Raw genomic sequence first — 22,579 nt, 5'->3', positions numbered from 1 at the left:
CCGTCACTCGATGGGCGTGAGCTTGGCCACGCTGAGCATCAGCCACTTCGTGCCATGCCGGCCGAAATTGACCTGCACGCGGGCATCGCCGCCATTGCCCTCCAGCGTGAGGATGACACCTTCGCCGAACTTGTTGTGGAACACGGCCTGACCGACCTTGAAGCCCGCCTCCGACTTGGCTTGGGCCATGGCCTTGGGGATGGGCGCAGTGAGGTCTTTGAAAGACTCCTCACGCTTGGCGTAGCCACCGCCATAGGCCTGTCCGCCATAGCCTCCGCGGCTGCCACCGCCATAGCTCGACGAGCCGCCAACACCCGATGAGCGATAGGGTTGTGCCCCTGCCCCCACCATCGACCCCATGCCTTTCCCACTGGACCAGGCGTCTTGGTACGACTGCCCAAAACCCGAGCCGAAGCCCTGGTTGCGCGGTGTGAGCCACTTCAGGGCGCCTTCCGGCAACTCATCCAGGAAACGGCTCTTGATGTTGTAACGGGTCTGCCCGTGCAACATGCGCGTCTGGCAGAAGCTGATGTGCAAGCGACGACGGGCCCGGGTGATGGCCACGTACATCAGGCGACGCTCCTCCTCCAAGCCCTCGGTCGACGTGGCCGAGTTCTCGTGCGGGAACAGGCCTTCTTCCAGACCGGTCAAAAAGACGTTGTTGAATTCCAGCCCCTTGGAAGCATGGATGGTCATCAACTGCACGGCATCCTGGCCGGCTTGGGCCTGGTTGTCACCCGCCTCCAGCGACGCGTGGGTCAGGAAGGCCAGCAGCGGCGAGATGATCTCGCCGGTTTCCGCGTCGGGCAGCATGTCCACCGAGGCCACGGCGGCAGGCAAACCAGTGGCAATGGTGCCGGCCGGTTCGTCCACCGGCAGGGCCACGGCATCCTTGCCAAAGCCCTCTTGGGTCACGAAGGCCTCGGCGGCATTGACCAGTTCGTCCAGGTTCTCCAGGCGGTCCTGGCCGTCCTTTTCGTTGCGGTAGAAATCGCGCAGGCCCGAGGTGTCGAGCACATGCTCGATGATCTGGCGCAGCGTCAGACCCCGTGTGGCCTCGCGCATGGCGTCCACCAGGGCGACAAAGCCTTGCAGGTTGGCCCCGGTCTTGCCGGGCACGGCGGTCACGCTCTGCGACAGGCTGCGACCGCTGGTACGCGCGGCGTCTTGCACCAACTCCACGCTGCGAGCGCCGATGCCGCGCGCCGGGAAGTTCACCACGCGCAAGAAACTGGTGTCGTCGTTGGGGTTCTCGATCAGGCGCAGGTAGGCCAGCGCGTGCTTCACCTCGGCGCGCTCGAAGAAGCGCAGTCCGCCATACACCTTGTAGGGCACACCGGCGTTGAACAGCGCCGACTCAATCACCCGCGACTGCGCGTTGCTACGGTACAGCACGGCGACCTCGTGCAAAGGCTGGCCTTCGCGCTTGAACTGGCGGGCCTCGTCCACCACCCATTGCGCTTCGGCGTAGTCACTGGCGGCCTCGTAGATGCGAATCGGCTCGCCCTGCCCCGCGTCGGTGCGCAGGTTCTTGCCCAAGCGCTGGCTGTTTTGCGCGATCAGGGTGTTGGCCGCATCCAGGATGTGGCCATGGCTGCGGTAGTTCTGCTCCAGCTTGATGACCTTCTGCACGCGGAACTCGCGCTCGAAATCGGCCATGTTGCTGACCTGCGCGCCGCGGAAGGCGTAGATGCTCTGGTCGTCGTCGCCCACGGCGAACACGCTGTTGCCGGTGACGGCGGGGTTGCCCGCGAACATCTTCAACCACATGTACTGCAAGCGGTTGGTGTCCTGAAACTCGTCGACCAGGATGTGCTTGAAGCGGCGCTGGTAATGCTCGCGCACCTCGGGGTGGTCGCGCATGATCTCGTAGGTGCGCAGCATCAGCTCGGCAAAGTCCACCACGCCTTCACGCTGGCACTGGTCTTCGTACGCCTGGTAGACGGCCAGTTGCATGCGGCCCAGCTCGTCACGCGGTGCCAGGTCCTTGGGACGCTGACCCGCATCCTTCGCGTTGGCGATGAAATAGCTGGTCTGCTTGGGGATGCACTTTTCTTCGTCGAACTTCAGCGCCTTGATGATGCGCTTGACGGCCGACAACTGGTCTTGCGTGTCCAGAATCTGGAAGGCCTGCGGCAAACCGGCCAGCTGCGCGTGCGCCCGCAAGAAGCGGTTGCACAGGCCGTGGAAGGTGCCGATCCACATGGCGCGCGTGTTCACCGGCAGCATGGCCGACAAACGCGCCTGCATCTCCTTGGCGGCCTTGTTGGTGAAGGTGACCGCCATGATGCCGGCGGGCGAGGCCTGGCCCGTTTGCAACAGCCAGGCGATGCGCGTGGTCAGCACCCGCGTCTTGCCCGATCCGGCCCCTGCCAGGATCAGCGCGGGCCCCGGTGGCGCCGTCACGGCGGCCAGCTGTTCCGGGTTCAGGCCCGCCAGCAAGGGAGAATGGCCCCCAGGGGCCGCGGAGGGAAACAAACCGGAGGTCGCGCTGTGCTCAATCATCCGGGAATTTTAGGCGCCCGGCCGCTACCTCGTGTCCCGGTCGTGATCAGACCGCGCGCAAAGCCACCGAACGGGTCAGCAGACGCTCCATCAATTCGCGCACCGAGCGGATTTGCGACCCGAAGGGCAACTCGCCCACGCCACGGAAGAACAAACCCTTTTTCAGGTCACCACGCAGGGCGGCAGCCAGCTGGTTGTCGATGCAGAACTGCCCCCAACCGGCCAGGCCATCGCGCAGGCCACACTGCGCCAGGCAGTCAAACGCCTTGGTGCAGCGGTTCTTGGCGTGCACCACGGCCTGCAAGCGGTCCTCGATCTTCAGATAGGCCTTGAGCCAGGGCGTGGCCACCGCACGCGCAGGCAAACCGGCCACGCTGGTGAACTCCACCATGTCCTCGTCGCGCGCTTCGGCCAGCACGCGCTTGAACTCAGGATGAGCATCGCCCTCTTCGGTCACTGCAAAGGGTGTCCCCAACTGCACGCCAGCGGCACCCAGCGACTGCACGCGCTGAATGTCGGCATGAGAGCGAATGCCACCCGCCGCAATCAGCGGTATCTCTTTCTCGATGCCGGCCGAACGCAGAAAGGCCAGCGACTCGGGAATCACCCGCTCGAAGTCAAAGCGCGGATCGTTCAGGTCGGCAATCTTGGCCGCGCCCAGATGCCCCCCTGCCAAACGTGGATGCTCGATCACGATGGCATCGGGCAAGCGCTTCTTGCGCTCCCATTTTTTGACGATGAGTTGCACCCCACGAGCGTCCGACAAAATGGGAATCAGAAGCGCATTCGGGTGATCTTGCGCCAAGTCGGGCAGGTCCAGCGGCAGGCCCGCCCCCACCACGACCGCATCGACACCAGCTTCCAGCGAGGCGGTCACATAGCCTGCGTAATCGCTGACGGCACGCATCACGTTCATGGCAATCAGCCCCCGCCCCTGCGATTCATCGCGCGCTGCACGGATCTCGCGTGCCACAGCCTCGCGGTTGGCGGCGTCAACCTGACGACGGGTGTCTTCGTCTTGACCAATACGGCTGGACAGCCCTTCGGTGCGAGCCATCAGATCAGGATGGTGCCGGCGCGCATCGACCGCCGACAAGGTGCCCACGCCGCCCATGGCTGCCACGGTGCCCGCCAAGCGGTGCGCCGACACGCCCACGCCCATGCCGCCTTGCACGATGGGCAGCAACTCACGCCCACCCAGCGTCATGGACTTCAGCCCACTGTCGCTCAACTGAGCGGCCAAGGCCTCGTCCATGTAAGCAGAAGTCAGGGTGAGAGGCTCGGCAAGATTGGCAGACATGGTCGGGTTCCATCACAAACAGGAACCCGAAGGTAGTCGCCTGACGCCAGCAAGGTCTTGCGTCAGGTCAAGTCTCGTCCAGCTTGAACGTTTCACGGTAATCGGGCACCCGTGCTTTCCAGCCCAGCTTTTCCTTGATCTGCAAGCGCAGGGTGTCCGCCGATTGGGGCTCGCCGTGCGTGACAAACACCTGCTGAGGTTTCTTGCCCAGAGCCCCCAACCAGTGGAGCAAATCTGCCTGGTCCGCGTGCGCCGACAGGCCCTCGATCTGCGCCACCTCCGCACGGATGGGCACGTACTCGCCAAACATCTTGAGCGAGGTGGCACCGGCCGCCAAGGCCGCGCCCCGTGTACCACCTGCCTGGAACCCACTCAACACCACCGTGTTGCGCGAGTGCTGACCGTAGTAAGCCAGGTGATGCAAGATGCGACCACCCGTGACCATGCCACTGCCAGCGATGATGACCATCGGGTAGCGCTGCCTCAACAGGGCCTTGGACTCGTCCACCGTGCGCACAAAACGCGTCATGTCACGGATGCCTTGGACCTCCTCGGGCGTGAGGCGATGCTCCTCGTGATGGCGGTCGTACACCTCGGTGGCCGAAATCGCCATCGGGCTGTCGAGCACGATGGGCAGATCCGGAATCGCACGCGCCTGCTTGAGTCGATACAGCGCATACATCAGGCCCTGAGAGCGCCCCACCGCAAAAGCTGGAATCAGCACGACCCCGCCCCGGGCCGCCGTGCGACGAATGATGTCGCCCAACTTGTCGATCGCATCGGTGGCCGGGTGCAAGCGGTCGCCGTAGGTGGACTCCACCACCACCCAATCCGCTTGCTGACCGGTATCCGGGGGGTACATGACCAGGTCGTCATCACGCCCCAAGTCCCCCGAGAAAAGAACCGACTTGCCGCGATGCTCGATGTGGACACTGGACGCGCCCAGGATGTGCCCCGCCCGCGTGAACCTCACCCGCACATCGTCGCCCAATTCAATGACCCCGCCTTGCGGTACCCGCTTCAGATGCGACAGGCACAGTTGCGCATCGCGCACCGTGTACAAGGGCTCGGCCGGCTCATGGCGCGTGGCCTTGTGTCGATTGCGATAACGCGCCTCTTCCTCCTGCAAATGGGCCGTGTCCATCAAGAGGATTTCGCACAAATCCGCCGACGCCGACGTCGTCCAGACCGGTCCCTTGAAACCGTTGCGCATCAGCAAGGGCAAAGCACCGCTGTGGTCAATGTGTGCGTGGGTCAGCAACACCGCGTCCAGACTGCGAGGATCAAACGGCAACTCGTCCCAATTGCGCTCACGTAGTGCCTTGAAGCCCTGGAACAGTCCGCAATCCACCAGCAAGCGCTTGCCAGCCACCTCCACCAGCGTCCGGGAACCCGTGACCGTGTTGGTCGCGCCATAGAACGTCATGTGCATCGCACGCACTCCTTCTTGCGAATACCTTGAGCCGACGCGCCGGTCAGCATCGGCTGTATCTCAGCGCTGGCTCGAACGTTGCTGCCACTGGGCCCATAAACGGACGGCCACGGGCAACACCCGCCGCACGGTCGACCACAGCCCCAGCGAGCGAGCCGCCAAGCCCAACACGGCCTTCGGTCGCCACGCCACCAGCACCGCCGCCAAACCCGCCACCAAGGCAGGATGCTCCCGCACCCATTGCCCGCCGGCCTTCACACGCCCCACCGTTTGCACGACCGGGGCCAGCAACTGCCGCGACTGAATCCCCAGGATCTGCCGCTGCACCGCGCTGCGCTGCTGCAACATCAGCTTGCGCAAGCGCAGATCGTCATGTGATGACCGGCTCACGACGACTCCTTCGCGCTAGAAGGAGCGGCATCAACCGCAGGCGTCGGCATCAATGCCCGCCGATCTGCATCCAACTCCGACAGCGTGGCGGACAACATCGCGCCCGACTCCCGCATCAGCGTCTTGACCCGGTGCATCGCCCAAGCGCTGATCGCGCCAAAGGCCAAGGTCATCATGCCCAGCACCCAGAGCCGGTGGCTGTCCCAAAACAGCACGGTGATGAACACCGCGGCGAAAGCCAAAGTAAAGCAACCGACCAAGACAGCCACCGCGCCCCAAGCCACCGTGGCGAGAACGCGCCGCTTCTCTTCCTCGATTTCGGTGGCGAGCAACTCCAGCCGCGTGTGCAAGATGGCCAACAACGTGGCCATCAAACCTTGCAGCGAAGCGCCCAGCCCTCGCCCTTGCGATGAAGTCCCGTTGGACGAATCGGTCATGCTGGGCTCAACACCGTGAAATCAACGACGCCCGATCAGGATGCCGACCAACAATCCCACACCGGCGGCAATGCTCACCGACTTCCAGGGGTTGTCGTGCACATACCCGTCGGTGGCTTTCGCCGCGGCCTTGGCCTTGTCGACGACAGCAGCCTGAGCATCGATCAGACCATCCTTGGCCTGAGACAGCGTCGCCTGCACACGCGTGCGCAGTTCGGCAATGCCACCGCTGGCGTCATTCGCCGTTGCAGCCAGCAGGGCCTCGGCATCGGCCATCACCAGCTTCAGATCGCTCATCAGCTTCTCTTTCTGGATCGAGGTCAGTTCGCTCATGGTCAACTCCTTGTGGGTTGGAAAGAAATCAATGCAGCACCAGCAGCGGCACCTGGGTGTGCGCCAGCACGCTCTTGGTCAACGAACCATGGATCAGCGCATCCAAGCCGTGGCGTCCATGTGACGCCATCACGATCAGATCACAGCCCCGCTGCGCAGCCATGTCGGCAATCGCCTGCTGCACGTTGTCCGTGATGACGAACTGACCATCGAAAGCCACACCCGCCTGGCGTGCCTTCTCGGCAAAGGCCAGCAAGATCTCGCGGGCATGCGCCTCACAGCGCTTCTCATGCTCCTGAAAGGTCTCCACGTCATAAGCCACGGCAGCCTGTTCGACGACCAGCACGGGCAACGGAGGCTCCGCCGTGAAGCCCGTGATCGACGCCCCCAGCATCTTGGCCAGCCCAATGCTGTGCTCAATCGCTTTGTCGCACAACTCGCTGCCATCCACCGGCACCAACAAATGTTCGTACATGCGCACCTCCGTGACCTCATGCCAGCCACTCAATCGTGGACTGGCTTCATGCCCATCCTATGACCATCACCCGCTCGCGCCAAGTCCACATGATGACACCATGATCTGAAATGTCCAGAAACCTGATCCAGATCATGAAACAAGAGGTGACGCAGCGGCGCGGCAACACCCACGCCTGCACCTAAAATGACACGTTGCTGCTGAGACTGCTGCGCCACACCGGTGCGCCCTGCCGACCCACACCATGACCGAACTCGCCAAATCTTTCGATCCCGCTCCCATTGAAGCCAAATACGGTCCCCAGTGGGAACAACGTGGCCTGTACAAGCCCACGCTCGACGAGTCCAAGCCGTCCTTTTGCATCCAGCTGCCGCCCCCCAACGTGACCGGCACGCTGCACATGGGCCACGCCTTCAACCAGACCATCATGGACTCGTTGACGCGTTACCACCGCATGAAGGGCCACAACACCCTGTGGATCCCAGGCACCGACCACGCCGGCATCGCCACGCAGATCGTGGTGGAGCGCCAGCTGCAGGAGAAGGGCCAAAACCGCCACGACCTGGGCCGCAAGAACTTCGTCGCCAAGATCTGGGAGTGGAAGGAGCAATCCGGCTCAACCATCACCCAACAGATGCGCCGCATGGGCGACTCGGTCTCGTGGGAACACGAGTACTTCACCATGGACGACAAGCTGTCCAAGGTGGTGTCCGAGACCTTCGTCAAGCTCTACGAAGAAGGCCTGATCTACCGTGGCAAGCGCTTGGTCAGCTGGGACCCGATCCTGAAGTCCGCCGTCTCCGACCTCGAAGTCGAAAGCGAGGAAGAAGACGGCTCGATGTGGCACATCCGCTATCCGATCGATGGCAGCGATGAGACCCTGGTCGTGGCCACCACCCGTCCCGAGACCATGCTGGGCGACACCGCCGTCATGGTTCATCCCGAAGACGAGCGCTATCAGCATCTGATCGGCAAACTGGTCAAGCTGCCCATCACCGGCCGCCTCGTGCCCGTGATCGCCGACGAACACGTCGACAAAGATTTCGGCACCGGCGTCGTCAAGGTCACCCCGGCCCATGACACGAACGACTACCAGGTCGGCCAGCGTCACAGCCTGCCGATGATCACCATCTTCACGCTCGACGCGCAGGTGGTGTCGCACCTGCCCGAGATCCCCGAGGCCTACCGTGGCCTGGACCGCTTCGTGGCCCGCAAGGCCCTGGTCGCTCAACTCGAAGCCGAAGGCCTGCTGGTCGAGATCAAGAAGCACAAGTTGATGGTACCCCGCTGCGCCCGCACCGGCCAGATCATCGAGCCCATGCTGACCGACCAATGGTTCGTCGCCATGACCAAGCCCGGCGCACAAGGCAAGTCCATCGCCGAGCAAGCGATCGAAGCCGTGGAATCGGGCGACGTGAAGTTCGTGCCCGAAAACTGGGTCAACACCTACAACCAGTGGATGAAGAACATCCAAGACTGGTGCATCTCGCGCCAACTGTGGTGGGGCCATCAGATCCCCGCCTGGTACGGCAGCAACGGTGAAATCTTCGTCGCCCGCAACGAAGACGAAGCACGCACCCGCGCCAAGGCCGCCGGCTACGAGGGCGAGCTGACCCGCGACGAAGACGTGCTCGACACCTGGTACTCGTCCGCGCTGGTGCCCTTCTCCACCCTGGGCTGGCCTGAGCAGACCAAGGAAATGGACCTGTTCCTGCCCTCGTCCGTGCTCGTCACCGGCTACGACATCATCTTCTTCTGGGTGGCCCGGATGATCATGATGACCAAGCACTTCACCGGCAAGGTGCCATTCAAGCACGTCTACATTCACGGCTTGGTTCGCGACGCCCAAGGCCAGAAGATGTCCAAGTCCGAAGGCAACGTGCTCGACCCTGTCGACCTGATCGACGGCATTGAACTGGCGCCGCTGCTGGAGAAGCGCACCACTGGCCTGCGCAAGCCCGAAACAGCTCCCAAGGTTCGCAAAAACACCGAGAAGGAGTTCCCGGACGGCATCCCCGGCTACGGTGCCGACGCGCTGCGCTTCACCTTCGCCGCACTCGCCAGCCTGGGCCGCAGCATCAACTTCGACAGCAAGCGCTGCGAGGGCTACCGCAACTTCTGCAACAAGCTGTGGAATGCCACCAAGTTTGTGCTGATGAACACCGAAGGCCAGGACTGCGGCCTGGATTCGCACGTGCCCGGCCAGTGCGCCGCCAACGGTTACCTTGACTTCAGCCCCGCTGACCGCTGGATCGTGTCCGAGCTGCAACGTGTGGAGGCCGCCGTCGAACAAGGCTTCACCGAGTTCCGCCTGGACAACGTCGCCAACGCCATCTACCAGTTCGTGTGGGACGAGTACTGCGACTGGTACATCGAAATAGCCAAGGCTCAGCTCAATGCGGCCAAGGACAGCGGCAACGAAGCCCAGGCACGCGCCACCCGCCGCACCCTGATCCGTGTACTGGAAACCGTGCTGCGCCTGCTGCACCCCATCACCCCTTTCATCACCGAAGAGCTCTGGCAGGTCGTGGCTCCGGTGGCCGGTCGCAAGGCCGCAGATTCGGACGACACCATCGTGGTGGCGCCCTACCCTCAAGCGGAGCTCAGCAAGATCTGCGGGGAATCGGACGCCTGGATGGCCAAGCTCAAGGCCATCGTCGGCACCACCCGCAACCTGCGCAGCGAGATGAACCTCTCGCCCGCTGAGCGCATGCCGCTACTGGTCACCGGTGATGCCGAGTTCATCGCTCAGGCCGCGCCGGTGCTCAAGGCGCTAGGCAAGCTCAGCGAAGTCAAGTTGCTGGACGAGCTTGCTTTTGCCGAAGCCACTGCCCTGGCACCCGTCGCCGTGCAAGGCGACGCCCGCTTGGCACTGCACGTCGAAATCGACGTGGCCGCCGAAAAGGAGCGCCTGACCAAGGAGATCAAACGCCTGGAAGGCGAGATCGCCAAAGCACAAGCCAAGCTGGGCAACGAGAGCTTTGTGGCCCGCGCCCCCGCCGCCGTGGTCGAACAAGAAAAGCAGCGCCTGGCCGACTTCGGCGCCACGCTGGAGCGTGTGCAACAGCAGTTCAACCGCCTGGGTTGATGCCAACCTTGAGCAGTTTCAAAGGATTCGATCTGTGAGCATCACCAAAGCCATCTTCCCCGTCGCAGGCCTGGGCACCCGTTTTCTGCCGGCCACCAAGGCGCAGCCGAAGGAAATGCTGCCCGTCGTGGACAAGCCGCTGATCCAGTACGCCGTGGAAGAGGCCTATGACGCTGGCATCCGTGAAATGATCTTCGTGACCGGCCGCCACAAGCGCGCCATCGAAGACCATTTCGACACGGCATTCGAGTTGGAGCACGAACTGGCGCAAGCCGGCAAGAACGAACTGCTGGAACTAGTGCATTCCATCAAACCCTCCGACATGGAGTGTGTGTTCGTGCGCCAGCCAAAAAGCTTGGGCCTGGGACACGCCGTACTGTGTGGTGAACGCCTGGTGCGTGGCGAGCCATTCGCTGTGCTGCTGGCTGACGACCTGATGGTGGGCGAGACCAGCGTTCTCAAGCAGATGGTGCAACAGTTTGAAGACCTGCAGGGGTCGATTCTCGCTGTGCAGGAAGTACCTGCGGAGCACACCAAGCGGTATGGCATCGTGGCCGGTCAAATGCAGAGTGATCGCGTCATGGACGTCTCACAGATCGTCGAGAAACCCGCCCCGGAGGTCGCGCCCTCACGTCTCGGTGTCGCTGGTCGTTACATCCTCACCCCGGCCGTGTTCGAACAAATCCGGCAACAACCGCGTGGCGTGGGCAACGAGATTCAATTGACCGATGGCATTGCGGGCCTGCTGCGTAGCGAGAAGGTGTATGCCTACCGCTACGAAGGCAAGCGCTACGACTGCGGCAGCAAGGAGGGCTTCCTGGAAGCCAACGTCGAACTGGCTTTGCAGCACCCACAGGTCGGCGCTTGGTTCAAACAGTACCTGCTGGGGCTTCGCTTGGATTGATCGTCTTGGCTTTGCCTGCAACACAAAAATAAACAGGGGCCGTTCAGGCCCCTGTTTTCATGCGGTATGTGCCGCGCGGAAATCATCCATTCTTTTGAGTAGATACGTTGCCGGCCACCTGAACGCCTGAAGGCAACAAGCCTGCGACCTCCAACTGCATCATGATCATGTTGACCAATGTGGCCACCGAGGGACGCCCCGTGTCCACACTGTAATGCGCCACCTCCTCATAGAGCGGGTGGCGCTGATCGTAAAGCTCACGCAGCTTGGCCAAGGGGTCATCCACCTGCAGCAAAGGCCGCTGAGTGTCGTGTCGCAACCGACGGTACAACTCTTCGGGTGACGAGCGCAGATAGATGACCGTCGTGCGATCGTGCAGGTGCGCACGGTTCGCCTGACGCAAAACAGCACCTCCACCCGTTGCGATGATCCTGGGCTCGTGATCTGATCGCGTCAGCTCGTCAATGACCACTTCCTCCTGATCACGAAAGGCAGACTCACCGTATTGCTCGAAAAAGGACCGGATCGGCATGCCGATCCGGTCCTCCAAGACAGCATCGGAGTCGATGAAACGCGCTCCGATGCGTCGAGCCAGTTGCCGTCCGACGGTGGATTTGCCACCGCCGGGAAGGCCGACAAGTGAGATGTTCACGGTGCGGGAGGTGCGTAAGGATAAATAAGCGTAATCTTTTGCAATTGCTCAATCCCGTTTGGGGTTTTCAACAAAAAGTCAACACTCGCCTCACTGGCTGTGGAGGAACCACCAACAGTACATTTCTTACTGGAAGTCAGGTTACTCAGGTCATAACTGACGACCACGATAGTAGGGGCAAAGTCTCCGTCCAGTGCATCCGAAACCGGTGATCCGAGTTTAATTGAAGCAGCAGAACCGCCACCAGTTGTTGCGACTGCCACCGTCGAGCCCTTAGCGACTGCACGGGCAACCGCTCCGCCATCACTCAAATAGTAGACCACATCCTGCTTGCAGTTACTCAATGTAGTGTTTTGCACCGCAGGGGAGCCGGAGCTTACCTCCGACAACTGATAATTACCTCCCGCGGAGCCAGCCATATTAATCTTCAGAGTATCAGAAACTGATACGTCACTGGCCTCCCCTGTCGCAGTAATGGTTGCCACCCCATTCCCATATGGAGCCTGCACACGGAAATTCACGCTGCAAGTGCCATTTACAGTCAAGCACCCCCCCTCCACCACCCCTGCATCAGTCGTAAAATTCACAGCAAATCCGTCCGGAACGGGGTTGCCATTAATATCACCCACAAAAGCCGACACCTTTGTAGTATCACCCACGAAACGACCATCAAGGTTATACTCTTCAGCCACAATCTGGAATGCTTCGGGGACAGGATCACCACCAGAGATATTCAGGGAGTTCGAAACAGCCCGAACTGCACTACTGGACGCCAAAACTGCTGTCACAACGGCGGTGGTAGGCACGGTCTTTGACGTTACCGAAGTCTGAACGAGTCCGTTTGCATCAGTTTTCGCGGACGTGATATTCAACGTTACCGCTGTCGATGGAGATACAGTGAAATTCACATCCTGACCAGCAACCACCGCGCCGACTTGGTCTACCACTTTGAATGTAAGAGTGGCGGTGTCAGTCCGCCCTGCCGCAGTGGCGCCTTGAATCAACAGAGAATTAGTTGGCGAGATACTCTCGAATGTCATGGCTGCTGGCACTGAAGGCTCCGTTGTGCCTGGCACAGTTCCTCCTCCCCCCACACCACCAGTACCTGACCCAGAACCGCCACCATACGGACTGGTCCCCGCATCACCGCCCCCGCCACCGCAGGCAACCAACAAACTCACTGCCGACAAGGCCGCGATCAATACTTTCAATTTCATTTTGCTTCCTCGCCTGGTAATCCCAGTGACGACCACCCCAAATAATTAGCGCAATGCGCCCTTTTCCGTGATCACCTTCGGTGTCAGGAAAATCAGCAACTCGGAACGCTCCGACGCCTTGGCGCGTGTCTTGAACAAATTGCCCACCACCGGAATGTCTCCCAGCAGCGGCACTTGCGACACGTTCTCGGTTTCGCTCTGCATGTAGATGCCGCCGATCACCACCGTGCCGCCGTTCTCGACCAGCACCTGTGTTTGCACATGCTTGGTGTCGATGGCATAGCCCGCTGTCGTGATTCGGCCAACGCTGTCCTTGTTGACGTCCACATCCAGAATGATGCTGCCTTCCGGCGTGATCTGCGGCGTTACTTCCAGCTTCATGCTGGCTTTACGGAAGGCAATCGACGTCGCACCACTGGAGGTCGCCGTTTGGTATGGCAGTTCGGTGCCTTGCTCAATCAGAGCTTTGACCTGGTCTGCTGTGATGACGCGTGGGCTCGATACGATCTTGCCCTTGCCCTCCGCTTCCAAGGCCGACAACTCCAAGTTCAAGAACCGGTTCGAGTTGGCGCCAAACAACGACAAGGCAACGGACGCCGCATTCACCCCGTTGATGCCACCTGCTGGCATGTTGACGAAGTAGGTGTTGGGCGTGTAGCTGCCATCCGACTCTTCAGCTTGCAACGTCTGCTCGCCCACGCCCTGGTAGGTGCCGGTGATCGCCACGCGATTGTTGCCGCCCACACCAAAGCCTGGCACACCACCACGCACACCGCGCATGTCCAGGGCGCCCAACTTCACACCCAGGTTACGCCCGAAGGTGTCCGTTGCCTCGACGATACGAGCTTCAATCAGCACCTGACGCATCGGGATATCGATCTTCGAGATCATCTGCTGGATTTCTTCCAGCTTGGAAGGGATGTCTGTGACGAAGATCTGATTGGTACGCTGTTCGTGGAAAACGCTGCCGCGAGGAGAGATCGTCTTTGTGTTGGTGCCGCTGCCACCCGTTCCAGAATCCCCGGTCAGGCGCTTGGCAATCTCTTCAGCCTTGGCGTAATTCAGCTGGAAGGACTGCGTGCGCAACGGCTCCAGATCCTGAATCTGCTTTTTGGCTTCCAGATCAAGCTTTTCCTTGGTGTAAATCTCGTCCTTCGGTGCGATCCACAACACGTTACCAGTCTTTCGCACCCCCAGGCCCTTGGCCTGCATGATGATGTCGAGTGCCTGATCCCATGGGACGTCTTTGAGGCGCAGAGTCACTGTACCGGTGACGGTATCGCTGGTCACCACGTTGAAATTGGTGAAGTCGGCGATGACTTGCAGCAAGGCACGAACTTCAATGTTCTGGAAGTTCAGGGACAGCTTTTCACCAGAGTAGCCCGGGCCAGGGGTCAGCTTGTTGGGCTCAGCCTTGCGGGCCCGCACTTCCAAGACAAACTGGTTATCGCTCTGGTAAGCAGAGTGCTCCCAGTCGCCCTTCGGTTTGACCGTCAGCTTGACGCGATCACCCACCTGTTCAGCCGTCATGTTTTGAACTGGTGTGCCAAAGTCCGTCACGTCAAAACGACGACGCAGACGCTCAGGCAACGCTGTCCGCATGAACTCGACGACCAGCGCCTGCCCCTGCTGCTTGATGTCCACGCCAACTTGGTTGTTCGGCAGGTCAATCACGACCCGACCGGCCCCATCCTGGCCACGACGGAAGTCGATGGCCTTGAGGGCCAGGGTGTTGACATTCTTGTTCTCGGCAAAGTGCACCACTTCACCGCTGCCCATGCGCGTCGGGCTGGATGCGTCCGGCGCATTGGTCGCTACGGCGGGTGCAAGGCTCAACAGCAAAGTCTTGCCCTGGAGGCTGGCCGTGTAGGTCGTGGCCTGGCGCAAGTTCAACACCAAGCGCGTACGCTCCCCAGCTTGCGCGACATTCACCGTGCGCAGATTGCCTTGGTTGATCTCGACGACATTGCGCTCCAAATCGCTGCCCACGCCGGGCAGGTCAATGGCAATGCGCGGTGGGGTCTGGACGATGAAACCCGCAGGCAAGGCAGCCAAGGGTTCAGACAACTCGATGCGCACCACGTCGGTCCCAGCCTGCTGGGTGCTGGTGATGGCCTGAATGGCTGCCGCCGCCCAAGTCAACGGTGAGACCAAAGCCAAGGACAGGCCAGCCATCGCAACGCGCCACGGTTTCATATTCATAGTCTCCAGCTTCGTCTTCATCGTCCACCCTCCTGCAACTGCAGGGTGGTTGGACGTTCAATCCACTCGCCTGCGGCGTCCTGCACAATTTCTCGCAACGTGATCTCGGTTTCGGTGATCGAGAGGATCTTCCCGTAGTTCTGTCCGAGGTAGTCGCCGACCTTCACCTGGTACAACAGGTCGTCCACTTTCAACAGCGCGTAAGGCGCCCCTTTGCGGTTCACGCTGCCCACCATGGACATGGCATCCAAGGGGAACGCCTCCAAGGGTTCCTTACGGCGACTCAGTTCCGCAGACACTGCGGAATTAGGCTGCACCGCTTCGTTCTTCAAAGCGCCGGTCAGCTTGTTCGGGCTGAAGGGCTCCTCGGACTCCATGCCGGTGTAAGCCTGAGGATGAAATTTCTGAGGCTCAGTCAAGGGCTGAATACTCGGCTGCACCTGCTGTCGCTGCTGATCCATCCAGGCCTGCAACTCTTCCTGCTCGCCACCACATGCCGTCAGGCTGAGCAAAGCCATCACGGCCAGCAGTTTGTAATGGGGTTGACGCATCACTTGCCCCCTGCTTTCTTCTGCTGCTCGGCCCGAGCCGCATCGATCTCGGCAGAGTCAAGGTAACGATAGGTGCGAGCGGTCGCCTCCATGAACAGCGTACCGGAGCTGTCTTTGCCGGTGGAGCTGCCAATGTTGAGGTTGTGCAAGGTCACGATACGGGACAGATTTGCGATGTCGCCCGTGAACGCGCCGATGTCGTGGTACCGGCCTGTAACGCGGATGGCAATCGGCAACTCTGCGTAGTATTCCTTGACATCCACCTGACCAGGGCGGAACAGGTCAAAGTCGAGGCCGCGCCCCAATCCAGCCTGGTTGATGTCAGACAACAGCGCCGCCATCTCAGCTTTGCCAGGCAATTGCTTCTCCAACTGCTTGACGTACTCACCCACCTGAACAAGTTGCTTGCGCAACTCACCCAGGTTGACAGCCTGAACGACCTTGGACTGATAGTCGCTCTTGAGTTGATTTTCCTTGTCGCGCTCAGCCTGCAACTCTTCTGCTTGTGCCGATAGCAGCAAGTACCAACCCAGGAACACGACAAAGCATGCCGCCGCCACAAAGGCGGTCACCTTGGGCAACAGGGGCCATTGTCCAGGCTCGTTGGGATTGAGACCCCGGAACTGCTCCTGGGCTTTCTCAAACCACTCGTTCAAATCAATATTGATGTTCGGATTTGCCATCTTGCGCACCTCAGGACGGATGAGCCGCAGAAGCGGTCGGTTGCGCAGCGCCGCTCGCAGCGGATGCCGCGGCCGACACGTCAGCAGGTCGCTTCAAGCTGATCCGCACAGAGAAGTCGTAAAGCCGCTTGGCATCGCGAGGATCTTTGGCAGCACGAACGGCCGCCTTGATCTCCTGCAACTCCGGGCGCTCCAACCACTCGGAGTGATTGCTGGTGTTGCGCAAGAACTCAGAGACGCGCTCGTTGGACTGCGCTGTGCCCGCGACCATCACCGATTGCCCATCCTGCTTGACGGAGGTCAGGTAGATGCCCTCAGGCGTCTGCTTGACCAGTTCATTGAGCAGGTAAACCGGCATGTTCCGATCTGTCTGCAAGTCTTCTACCGCGCGCTGGCGCGCCTTGAGCGCCTCGATCTCCGCTTTCAGCGAAGAAACATCCTTGATCTCTGCATCGAGCTTGCGGTTGGCCTCGGCCAGAAAATCGTTGCGCGCCTGTTGGCCGCTGATCATCTGCTGCTGGAAGGCATACCACAAGCCCACCACCACTGCGCCTGCCGCGACGGAAATACCCAAGCCCGCAAAAAACGCCTGCTTGCGCAGTTGCCGCTTCTCTTCACGGTGAGGCAAAAGGTTGATCAAGATCATGCAAGAAACCTCCGCATGGCCAAGCCACAAGCGGTGAGGTAAGAAGGCGCCTCACGACGGAGCTTGCTTTCGCGCACAGCCGACCCGAGCTTCATGCCTTCAAACGGATTGACAACCATGGAGGCGAAGCCCGTGAGCTCGGTCACCCGGTCTTTGAGCCCCGGCAAACCTGCCGTCCCCCCCGCCAACATGACATAGTGCACCTTGTGATGCGGCGTGCTGGTAAAGAAGTACTGCAAGGCTCGTCCGATTTCCTGGGAGAGGCTGTCAACGAAGGGCCCCAGAATGCTGGACTGGTAATCCTCAGGCAGGTCGCCGGACAACTTCTTGGCCTCCGCCTCCTCGAAGGAGAAACCGTATTGGCGGGAAATGAGTTGCGTGAGTTGAGAGCCGCCAAACGCCTGATCTCGGTCGTACAGCAATTCGTCGTCCCGCAACACCTTCAAACTGGTGTTTTCCGCGCCAATTTCAAACAAGGCGATCAGGGCGTCTTTGCCTTCCCCCGGTAGCGCGCTGACGATGCGCTGCATGGCCAGACGCGATGCATAGGACTCGATGTCCAGCACGGCTGGTTTCAGCCCGGCGGCCTCCGCCAAGGCCTGTCTATCTTGGACACGGTCTTTGCGCGAAGCTGCGATCAGCACCTCAACATCGCCTGCCGAAGTCGGACTGGGCCCCACGACACAGAAGTCCAGGCTGACCTCGTCCAGTGAGAAGGGGATGTACTGGTTGGCCTCGGCCTCTACCTGCATCTCCATCTCTTCTTCACGGAGTCCGGCGGGCAGCATGATCCGTTTGGTGATCACTGCCGACTGAGGCATGGCCATCGCCACCAACTTGGTGCGGGTGCCGCTTTTCGCCACAACCTTGCGGACAGCATCGGCCACCTCGTCGAACTTTTCGATCTGGCCGTCAGCAATCCAGCCTTTTTCAAAAGACTCTGAAGCAAACCGATCCAGAATGAATTCGCCAGACCCAGCCTGGCTCAACTCGACCAGCTTCACGCCCGATGAGCTGATGTCCAGCCCAATCATTGCCTGATGCTTTCGGCCTAGGAGCGTATCAAGAAAGCTCACACCGTCCCCCATGCGCCCATCAAAGACGCTGGAAAGTTAATAAACCACTTTCAATGCTAGCAGCAAAGGATTTCAAACAGAGAGCTTAGTTGCCCTGAGTAATCCCCAATTCGTTGCGCCATGCACACGCCTTACAAGCAGTTTCAATCAGCCCGTGACTTGACGCAAGCATCGTGTCAGTTGTGGATGATCGGGCACAAGGGTGGTGCTTCATATAATCCCACCTGCATCCATGCATGAACCCATGAGCCAGCCCGAGCTTTCGCCCAACACCTCAGCCCCCCAAGACAAACCCGCAATCGCACCCAAGGCCTGGTGGCGTCGCTGGGTGCTCACCCCCATTCTGACGGTGATTGGCCTGAGCGCAGCCGGCGCCATGAGCGTCTTGCTCCTGGTCGGTATCGGCCTGTGCGTGGCCTACCCCAACTTGCCGGAAGTGCATGGACTGGCGGTCTACCAGCCCAAGATGCCACTGCGGGTCTACGCCAGCAACGGCACCCTGATTGGTGAGTTCGGGGAAGAAAAACGACACTTCCTCCCGATTTCGGAGATCCCGAAGGTCATGCGCGATGCCGTGCTGGCGATTGAGGATGCACGCTTTTACCAACACGGTGGCGTGGACTATCTCGGCGTCTTGCGCGCTGGTTTGGCCAATTTCGGTGAATCTCGCAGCCAGGGCGCATCCACCATCACGATGCAGGTCGCCCGGAATTTTTATCTCCCCTCAGAGAAAACCTTCACTCGCAAGATTTACGAGATCTTGCTGGCGATGAAGATTGAAAGCAAGTTGAGCAAGGATCAGATCCTGGAGCTCTACATGAATCAGATCTTCCTGGGGCAACGCGCTTATGGTTTTGCGGCCGCCAGCGATATTTACTTCGGCAAACCCATCAAAGATCTCACCGTGGCCGAGGCCGCAATGCTGGCCGGACTACCGAAAGCCCCCTCGGCCTACAACCCGATTCGCAACCCTCGCCGAGCGACGATCCGACAGCAGTACATCATTGATCGGATGTACGAGAACCGCTTCATCACCGCCGAGCAGCGCGATGAGGCGAAAGCGCAAGCTTTGCGCTACCGAACCAAGCCCCCCATCCCGCCTTATGCCGAGTATGTTGCAGAGGCTGCTCGCTCGCTGATGCATGAACAGTACGGCGCCGAGGCTTACACACGCGGACTGAACGTCTACACCTCCATGGACCTGGAGGAGCAAGCGATCGCGGCGAAAGCCCTGCGCAAGGGTTTGCTCGATTTCGATCGACGCCAGCCATGGCGCGGGCCCGAGGCTTATGTCGAGTTGCCCACCGATCCGAAGCAGGTGGACATCATGATTGCCGAGGCTCTGGAAGAACATCCCGACAGTGACACCATCCGTGCAGCGTTGGTCACCGATGCCAGCCCACAACGTGTGCGCGCCACACTGCAGTCGGGAGAACAGGTGGAAATCGGCGCCGACGGACTCAAGAGTGTCGGAAAGGCCCTGACTGAGCAAGCAAGCCCCAAGCACCAGATTCGTCGTGGCGCCGTGATTCGGTTGGAGCAAGGCAGTGATGGCAAATGGGCCATCCGACAATTACCAGAGGTTGAAGGTGCCTTTGTCTCCATGGACCCTCGCACCGGCCTGATCCGCGCCATGGTCGGTGGGTTTGATTTTGAACGCAATAAGTTCAACCACGTGACCCAAGCCTGGCGCCAGCCTGGCTCGAGCTTCAAGCCATTCATATACTCCGCGGCACTCGAAAAGGGCTTCACCCCCGCCACCGTTGTCAATGATGCGCCGCTGTTTTATGACGCAGGCAGCACAGGCAGTCGCGCCTGGGAGCCCAAAAACTACGATGGGAAATTCGAAGGCCCCATGAGCCTGCGACGCGCCTTGGCCAAATCCAAGAACATGGTATCCATCCGAGTGCTTGAATCGGTGGGCACCCACTATGCACAGAATTGGCTGACCAACTTCGGGTTTGACGCCGACAAGCACCTCCCCTACCTGCCAATGGCCCTCGGCGCAGGCTCGGTGACCCCCATGCAGATGGCGGATGCGTACGCCGTATTCGCCAACGGCGGCTATCGCGTCAACCCCACACTGGTACTGAAGGTGACCGACGGCCGGGGGCACACCTTGGCACAGTACCGCCCCAACGTGCTGGACGAAAGCATGCGTGGCATTGATGCCCGCAATGCATTCGTGATGAACAGCCTGCTCCAAGAGGTGACACGTTCAGGCACCGCCGCACGCGCCCAAAGCACCCTCAAGCGCCCCGACCTTTATGGCAAGACAGGCACGACCAACGACTCCATGGACGCCTGGTTTGCCGGATACCACCCCCACCTGGTAGCGGTGGTGTGGATAGGCTACGACCAGCCACGGAAACTGGGTGACAGAGAGACAGGCGGCGGGCTGTCATTGCCGGTCTGGATTGACTACATGGCATTCGCGCTGCGCCATACGCCCGTGGTGGAGTACACGCCGCCCGAGGGCTTGGTCAACATCGGCGGCGAATGGTTCTACGAAGAGTACACCCGCAGCAGCGGGGTGCGCGACGTGGGCCTTCAGAGCCCAGACGCTGAAGAGGGCGCGCCTTCCGCCCCGTCGGCATCCGAAAAAAGCGACATTCTGGACATGTTTGGCAAGCCGGCGAGTGAGTGAGGCCCACACCCGGGCCAAGTTCTCGCCAGCCGCATCCTGTCAGAAGGTCAGGCCGGGCTTGCTTTGCTCGCTGGCACAGGCCGACAGCAGCGCAAAAAATTCATCACCGCTGCGGGTGTCACGCCAGAGACCTTCGCCATCCAGCCGGAAATGAAACCCACCACGGCGCGCCGCCAACCACAGTTCATGCAACGGCGGTTGCGCATTGACGATCAACTGGGACCGATTGGGCAAGGTCATCGTCAACATGCCGCCGGTGCGTGCCGTGTCGATGTCAACCACATCCTCCTCCAGCCACCGATCCACCGTCGACTCGATGCGCGACAGGGCCGACCGGATGGCTGCGTCGTACTGCGCGTCGCTCAGTCCGTAAGGGGAATCGGGATGGGACATGTCGGCTTCCTTAGAATGCGGGAATGAAAAGCAAGACACAAATTCTACGAGGCGCACTGGCCATCGCCAGTCTTTCGCTCATGACCCTGCTGACAACAGGCTGCGGCATGAAGGGGGGCTTGTACCTTCCCGCCCCCGCTGCGAGCGTCGCTCAACCCTCTACCCCCCCATCCAAATGACACTCCCCGGCGCCCCGTTTCTGGCCTATCGCGGCCAAGACCTGTTCATGGACGACCTCTCGCTGAACGACTTGGCACGCGAGCATGGCACCCCGCTGTATGTGTATTCGCGCCGCGCCATGCTGGCGGCACTGGCCCCCTACCAGAAGGCACTGCAGGGCCGCCCTCACCTGGTGTGCTTCGCCGTGAAGTCCAACTCCAACCTGGCGGTGCTGCAGACCTTTGCCCGGGCAGGCTGCGGATTTGACATCGTATCCGGCGGTGAGTTGGAGCGTGTCCTCGCAGCAGGAGGCGATGCGGGCAAAGTGGTGTTCTCCGGGGTAGGCAAATCGCGCCGTGAGATGAAGCAGGGACTGGAGGCTGGCGTGCGCTGCTTCAACGTGGAAAGCACGGCCGAGCTGGAAGTGCTGTCGGAGGTGGCGACACAGATTGGCCGCACGGCGCGGGTGAGCCTGCGCGTGAACCCGGATGTGGACGCAGGCACGCACCCCTACATCTCGACCGGCCTGAAGGGCAACAAGTTCGGCGTCGCACACGAGGTGGCCGTGGCCACTTACCAGCGCGCCGCCCAACTGCCAGGTATCGAGGTGGTGGGCATTGACTGCCATATTGGCTCGCAGATCACGGAGATTGCGCCCTACCTGGATGCGCTGGACCGTGTGCTGGACCTCGTGGAGGCCATCGAGGCGACCGGAGTCACCTTGCACCACCTCGATCTGGGTGGTGGGCTGGGCATCACCTACACCGACGAAACACCGCCTGCGGCTGACGTGCTGATTGCCCAGTTGCTAGCCAAAATCGATGCCCGCGGGCATGGCCATCGCGAGATCGTGTTCGAGCCCGGCCGTTCGCTGGTGGGCAATGCGGGCGTGCTGCTGACAGAAGTGATGTTCCTCAAACCGGGTGAGCAGAAGAATTTCTGCGTGGTGGACGCCGCCATGAACGACCTGATGCGGCCTGCGCTGTATGAGGCCTTCATGGGCATTGTGAACACCCGTCGCCGTGAGGGCGCCACGGAGGTGTGGGATGTGGTGGGGCCGGTGTGCGAGTCAGGCGACTGGCTGGGACGAGATCGGCAACTGTCCGTGCAACCAGGGGACGTGCTGGCGGTGTTGTCGGCCGGAGCCTACGGGATGACGATGGCCAGCAACTACAACACCCGAGGTCGCGCAGCCGAGGTGATGGTGGATGGCTCACAAGCCTGGGTGATTCGGGAACGTGAAGTGCCTGCCGACCTGTTCAAGCACGAGCATTTGCTGCCCAACTGATGCCAACCCCAGGTATACCCTGGGATGGAGTTTTCAATATACGTAAACATGTTGCCATATTGAGACGAATCCGGTGCATCTCAGGGTGAGCCCTGAGAGCGCCACATCACCCCGTTTGCTCCAATGCTGATACCCCTTGAACAGGGGCCATGCAAGTGGCGACGTATTCGCCCACTGCTCGGATTTACGTCAATACATTGG

At 60.8% G+C, this 22,579-nt stretch carries 19 protein-coding genes; 4 read left to right on the top strand and 15 right to left on the bottom strand.

The window, feature by feature from the left end; all coding sequences use genetic code 11:
* Positions 1-3 precede the first annotated feature (3 nt).
* From WIT60_RS11320 to WIT60_RS11290, 7 genes are all read right to left on the bottom strand, one after another.
* Positions 4-2,505, bottom strand: a complete 2,502-nt coding sequence (locus WIT60_RS11320; RefSeq protein WP_339584025.1) for a UvrD-helicase domain-containing protein — start codon at positions 2,503-2,505, stop codon at positions 4-6.
* Positions 2,506-2,551: 46 nt separating this feature from the next.
* Positions 2,552-3,805, bottom strand: a complete 1,254-nt coding sequence (locus WIT60_RS11315; RefSeq protein ID WP_445207691.1) for an NAD(P)H-dependent flavin oxidoreductase — start codon at positions 3,803-3,805, stop codon at positions 2,552-2,554.
* 67 nt (positions 3,806-3,872) lie between these two features.
* Positions 3,873-5,237 carry an MBL fold metallo-hydrolase RNA specificity domain-containing protein gene (locus WIT60_RS11310; RefSeq protein ID WP_339584024.1) on the bottom strand — a complete coding sequence of 455 codons (1,365 nt, stop codon included), beginning with the start codon at positions 5,235-5,237 and terminating at the stop codon, positions 3,873-3,875.
* Between the two features lie 60 nt (positions 5,238-5,297).
* Positions 5,298-5,627: a YqjK family protein gene (locus WIT60_RS11305; protein WP_339584023.1), complete on the bottom strand. Its 330-nt coding sequence runs from the start codon at positions 5,625-5,627 to the stop codon at positions 5,298-5,300.
* Entirely contained in the window at positions 5,624-6,064 is a 441-nt protein-coding gene (locus WIT60_RS11300) for a phage holin family protein (protein ID WP_339584022.1), read from the bottom strand. The genes WIT60_RS11305 and WIT60_RS11300 overlap by 4 nt, the downstream gene beginning before the upstream one ends.
* 21 nt (positions 6,065-6,085) lie before the next feature.
* Positions 6,086-6,397, bottom strand: coding sequence for an ElaB/YgaM/YqjD family protein (locus WIT60_RS11295; protein WP_445207690.1), 312 nt, complete (start codon positions 6,395-6,397; stop codon positions 6,086-6,088).
* 28 nt (positions 6,398-6,425) lie between these two features.
* Positions 6,426-6,872, bottom strand: coding sequence for a universal stress protein (locus WIT60_RS11290; RefSeq protein ID WP_339584021.1), 447 nt, complete (start codon positions 6,870-6,872; stop codon positions 6,426-6,428).
* Positions 6,873-7,116: 244 nt separating this feature from the next.
* Here WIT60_RS11290 and WIT60_RS11285 point away from each other — a divergent pair, with 244 nt between their 5' ends.
* Positions 7,117-9,960 (top strand): valine--tRNA ligase, encoded by a 2,844-nt coding sequence (locus WIT60_RS11285; protein ID WP_339584020.1) that lies wholly within the window; start codon positions 7,117-7,119, stop codon positions 9,958-9,960.
* Between the two features lie 34 nt (positions 9,961-9,994).
* A complete protein-coding gene (gene galU, locus WIT60_RS11280) occupies positions 9,995-10,864 on the top strand; it encodes a UTP--glucose-1-phosphate uridylyltransferase GalU (protein WP_339584019.1) in 870 nt (289 codons plus the stop codon).
* A gap of 82 nt (positions 10,865-10,946) precedes the next feature.
* On the opposite strand, the gene WIT60_RS11275 is transcribed toward galU, so the two are convergent.
* From WIT60_RS11275 to WIT60_RS11245, 7 genes are read right to left on the bottom strand one after another with little or no spacing between them, the layout of a single operon-like run.
* Positions 10,947-11,516 (bottom strand): shikimate kinase, encoded by a 570-nt coding sequence (locus tag WIT60_RS11275; protein ID WP_339584018.1) that lies wholly within the window; start codon positions 11,514-11,516, stop codon positions 10,947-10,949.
* Positions 11,513-12,733, bottom strand: coding sequence for an Ig-like domain-containing protein (locus WIT60_RS11270; RefSeq protein WP_339584017.1), 1,221 nt, complete (start codon positions 12,731-12,733; stop codon positions 11,513-11,515). The genes WIT60_RS11275 and WIT60_RS11270 overlap by 4 nt, the downstream gene beginning before the upstream one ends.
* A gap of 45 nt (positions 12,734-12,778) precedes the next feature.
* Positions 12,779-14,929 (bottom strand): type IV pilus secretin PilQ, encoded by a 2,151-nt coding sequence (locus WIT60_RS11265; RefSeq protein ID WP_339584082.1) that lies wholly within the window; start codon positions 14,927-14,929, stop codon positions 12,779-12,781.
* 23 nt (positions 14,930-14,952) lie between these two features.
* A complete protein-coding gene (locus WIT60_RS11260) occupies positions 14,953-15,486 on the bottom strand; it encodes a pilus assembly protein PilP (protein ID WP_339584016.1) in 534 nt (177 codons plus the stop codon).
* Positions 15,486-16,169: a type IV pilus inner membrane component PilO gene (locus WIT60_RS11255; protein WP_339584015.1), complete on the bottom strand. Its 684-nt coding sequence runs from the start codon at positions 16,167-16,169 to the stop codon at positions 15,486-15,488. The genes WIT60_RS11260 and WIT60_RS11255 overlap by 1 nt, the downstream gene beginning before the upstream one ends.
* Before the next feature lie 10 nt (positions 16,170-16,179).
* Positions 16,180-16,815, bottom strand: a complete 636-nt coding sequence (locus WIT60_RS11250) for a PilN domain-containing protein (protein ID WP_339584014.1) — start codon at positions 16,813-16,815, stop codon at positions 16,180-16,182.
* Positions 16,812-17,849 (bottom strand): pilus assembly protein PilM, encoded by a 1,038-nt coding sequence (locus tag WIT60_RS11245; RefSeq protein WP_445207689.1) that lies wholly within the window; start codon positions 17,847-17,849, stop codon positions 16,812-16,814. Before WIT60_RS11245 ends, WIT60_RS11250 begins: the two co-directional genes overlap by 4 nt.
* Positions 17,850-18,135: 286 nt before the next feature.
* On the opposite strand from WIT60_RS11245, the gene WIT60_RS11240 reads away from it, so the two are divergent.
* On the top strand, positions 18,136-20,538 hold the full coding sequence (locus WIT60_RS11240; RefSeq protein WP_339584012.1) for a penicillin-binding protein 1A: 2,403 nt from the start codon (positions 18,136-18,138) through the stop codon (positions 20,536-20,538).
* Between the two features lie 39 nt (positions 20,539-20,577).
* Here WIT60_RS11240 and cyaY read toward each other — a convergent pair whose 3' ends face one another.
* Positions 20,578-20,931, bottom strand: coding sequence for an iron donor protein CyaY (cyaY, locus tag WIT60_RS11235; protein WP_339584011.1), 354 nt, complete (start codon positions 20,929-20,931; stop codon positions 20,578-20,580).
* Positions 20,932-21,106: 175 nt separating this feature from the next.
* Between cyaY and lysA the strand changes: the two genes are divergently transcribed.
* Complete coding sequence (lysA, locus tag WIT60_RS11225; RefSeq protein WP_339584009.1) at positions 21,107-22,378, top strand: diaminopimelate decarboxylase; 1,272 nt, start codon at positions 21,107-21,109, stop codon at positions 22,376-22,378.
* Positions 22,379-22,579: the final 201 nt, after the last annotated feature.

Origin of the sequence: Aquabacterium sp. G14, from assembly GCF_037482285.1 — a bacterium.
Taxonomy (GTDB): domain Bacteria; phylum Pseudomonadota; class Gammaproteobacteria; order Burkholderiales; family Burkholderiaceae_C; genus Aquabacterium.
Note: the sequence above shows the minus strand (reverse complement) of the source record. Positions and strands in the feature narration are given on the sequence as shown.

Excerpts from the sequence above, each read along its gene's own strand:
- WIT60_RS11285 (WP_339584020.1), top strand. The coding sequence starts at position 7,117 with ATGACCGAACTCGCCAAATCTTTCGATCCCGCTCCCATTGAAGCCAAA.
- WIT60_RS11320 (WP_339584025.1), bottom strand. The coding sequence starts at position 2,505 with ATGATTGAGCACAGCGCGACCTCCGGTTTGTTTCCCTCCGCGGCCCCT.
- WIT60_RS11240 (WP_339584012.1), top strand. The coding sequence starts at position 18,136 with ATGAGCCAGCCCGAGCTTTCGCCCAACACCTCAGCCCCCCAAGACAAA.
- WIT60_RS11255 (WP_339584015.1), bottom strand. The coding sequence starts at position 16,169 with ATGGCAAATCCGAACATCAATATTGATTTGAACGAGTGGTTTGAGAAA.
- cyaY (WP_339584011.1), bottom strand. The coding sequence starts at position 20,931 with ATGTCCCATCCCGATTCCCCTTACGGACTGAGCGACGCGCAGTACGAC.
- WIT60_RS11260 (WP_339584016.1), bottom strand. The coding sequence starts at position 15,486 with ATGCGTCAACCCCATTACAAACTGCTGGCCGTGATGGCTTTGCTCAGC.
- WIT60_RS11290 (WP_339584021.1), bottom strand. The coding sequence starts at position 6,872 with ATGTACGAACATTTGTTGGTGCCGGTGGATGGCAGCGAGTTGTGCGAC.
- WIT60_RS11265 (WP_339584082.1), bottom strand. The coding sequence starts at position 14,929 with ATGAAACCGTGGCGCGTTGCGATGGCTGGCCTGTCCTTGGCTTTGGTC.
- WIT60_RS11245 (WP_445207689.1), bottom strand. The coding sequence starts at position 17,849 with ATGATTGGGCTGGACATCAGCTCATCGGGCGTGAAGCTGGTCGAGTTG.
- WIT60_RS11270 (WP_339584017.1), bottom strand. The coding sequence starts at position 12,733 with ATGAAATTGAAAGTATTGATCGCGGCCTTGTCGGCAGTGAGTTTGTTG.
- WIT60_RS11315 (WP_445207691.1), bottom strand. The coding sequence starts at position 3,805 with ATGTCTGCCAATCTTGCCGAGCCTCTCACCCTGACTTCTGCTTACATG.
- WIT60_RS11310 (WP_339584024.1), bottom strand. The coding sequence starts at position 5,237 with ATGCACATGACGTTCTATGGCGCGACCAACACGGTCACGGGTTCCCGG.
- lysA (WP_339584009.1), top strand. The coding sequence starts at position 21,107 with ATGACACTCCCCGGCGCCCCGTTTCTGGCCTATCGCGGCCAAGACCTG.
- WIT60_RS11295 (WP_445207690.1), bottom strand. The coding sequence starts at position 6,397 with ATGAGCGAACTGACCTCGATCCAGAAAGAGAAGCTGATGAGCGATCTG.
- WIT60_RS11250 (WP_339584014.1), bottom strand. The coding sequence starts at position 16,815 with ATGATCTTGATCAACCTTTTGCCTCACCGTGAAGAGAAGCGGCAACTG.
- WIT60_RS11300 (WP_339584022.1), bottom strand. The coding sequence starts at position 6,064 with ATGACCGATTCGTCCAACGGGACTTCATCGCAAGGGCGAGGGCTGGGC.